The organism is Mesorhizobium sp. M7A.F.Ca.MR.148.00.0.0, assembly GCF_003997735.1.
GTDB lineage: Bacteria > Pseudomonadota > Alphaproteobacteria > Rhizobiales > Rhizobiaceae > Mesorhizobium.
Genome location: NZ_RZTB01000142.1, coordinates 1 through 1,936 on the forward strand (window position 1 = coordinate 1; position 1,936 = coordinate 1,936).

Annotated in this window: 2 protein-coding genes; both read left to right on the plus strand. The window is 68.0% G+C overall.

Going from position 1 to position 1,936, the window contains the following annotated elements; translation table 11 throughout:
• Positions 1-220 precede the first annotated feature (220 nt).
• Positions 221-901 (plus strand): isochorismatase family protein, encoded by a 681-nt coding sequence (locus EOB49_RS29890; protein WP_127383091.1) that lies wholly within the window; start codon positions 221-223, stop codon positions 899-901.
• Positions 898-1,854: an alpha/beta hydrolase gene (locus tag EOB49_RS29895; protein WP_127383092.1), complete on the plus strand. Its 957-nt coding sequence runs from the start codon at positions 898-900 to the stop codon at positions 1,852-1,854. Before EOB49_RS29890 ends, EOB49_RS29895 begins: the two co-directional genes overlap by 4 nt.
• The last annotated feature ends 82 nt before the right edge of the window (positions 1,855-1,936 follow it).

A 1,936-nucleotide genomic window follows, 5' to 3' on the forward strand; every position in this document is an offset into this window, starting at 1 on the left:
GCCCCCCTCTGTCCTGCCGGACATCTCCCCCTCAAGGGGGGAGATTGGCAGCGTCGCCTGCGGCGCTTTTTCCTGCAGCTCTGGTGATTGGCGAAGGCATTCGCGACGGCCGATCTCCCCCCTTGAGGGGGAGATGCCCGGTAGGGCAGAGGGGGGCGCTGTCCCGCCGGCATACGGAAAAGTCTTTGACTGCCTCGACCCTGCATCACGCAGGCGCGGCATGAAAACCCCCATCGCCATCAAACCCGGCACCGTGGCCGCGATCTTCATCGACCTGCAGGAAGAGCACCGGCAGGACAAGCGCTACCTCGTCGACGGCTATGACACGATCCTCGCCAACGTCCAGCGCCTGCAGGCGGCGGCGCGGGGCAACCATGTGCCGCTTTACCACTGGGCCTACATCGTCGATCTCGACAGCCAGGACCGGCCGTTTCATCCGCTCGGTGAAGACGGCAAGTCGGCTTTTTCCGACAAGAGCGATCCGCTGACCGAGATCTGCCGTGAGGTGGCGCCGATCAACGGCGAGGCGCTGCTGATCAAGGCCGAGGCCAGCGCCTTCCGCACCGGGCCGGCGGCGCGCGACATCAAGTCTTCAGGCATCGAATGGCTGGTCGTTGCGGGCGTCTGGACCGAGGCCTGCATCGACGCCTCCGTCAAGGATGCGGTGGCCAAGGGCTTTCGCGTGCTTTTGGTCAAGGATGCCTGCGGCAGCGGCAGCGCGGCGATGCACCAGACCGGCATCCTCAACCTCGCCAACCGGCTCTATGGCGGCGCCGTTACCGATACCGACGGCGCCTGCCGGCTGCTGGCCGGCGAGACCGTCACCGCCTGGCAGGTCGAAGGCTCGGTGCCGCTGCGCTTCTCCTTCGACAACGCGGCCGCGCTCTACGCCGATCTATGACGCGCGGCCCCTACGAAACACGGCTCGACCCGGCCCTTTGGGCCTATATCGACGCCGTCAACGGCTGGTATCCGCCCGAAATCCTCGGCCTGCCGATCGACAAGCAGCGCGCCGTCTATGACCGTATGAGCCGCGCCTTCCACCAGGGCCGCCCGCCTGGCGTCAAGGCCGGCGATGGCCTGATCGCCGCCGCCGGCCGCGACATCCCGATCCGCCGTTACCGGCTTGCCGGCAAGGCCGCCCAGGCGATGGTGATCTACTACCACGGCGGCGGCTTCATCCTCGGCGGGCTGGAAAGCCATGACGACATCTGCGCCGAGCTCTGCGCCGGCACCGGTTTCGACCTGCTGTCGGTCGACTACCGGCTGGCCCCGGAGCACGTCCACCCCGCCGCCTTCGACGATGCCGTCACCGCCTTCGAATGGGCGGCAGCGACATCAGGCCTGCCGCTGGTGCTGTGCGGCGAAAGCGCTGGCGGCAATCTCGCCGCCGCCGTGGCGCAGGCGACGCGCCGCCATATCAGAGCTGCGGTCGGGCAAGTGCTGATCTATCCCGAACTCGGCGGCGACGACACCGCCGGCTCCTATATCGAGCACGCCAACGCGCCGCTGCTGTCGGTGGCCGACATCGCCTTCTACCGCGACGTCCGCTCGGCCAGGCGGCAATCGCCCGACGACCCGACCTTCTCACCGCTGCGCGACACCGATTTCTCCGGCCTGCCGCCAACGGTGATCGTCACGGCGCAATGCGACCCGCTGTCGTCGGATGGCGAGACCTACCGCGACCGCATTGTGGCCGCCGGCGGCAAGGCCTGGTGGCACGAGGAACCGAGGCTGGTGCACAGCTTCCTGCGCGCCCGCACGAACGTGCCGGCCGCGGCGGAAGCGTTTGCGCGGGTTGTCGGCGCGGTTGCTGCGCTGGGCCGGGGTGAGTGGCCGACGGTGGAACGCTAATCTCCCCCCTTGAGGGGGAGATGTCGCCGAAGGCGACAGAGGGGGTCGTCGCGCGTAGAGCGCTAGCATCATCTTTTTGAAA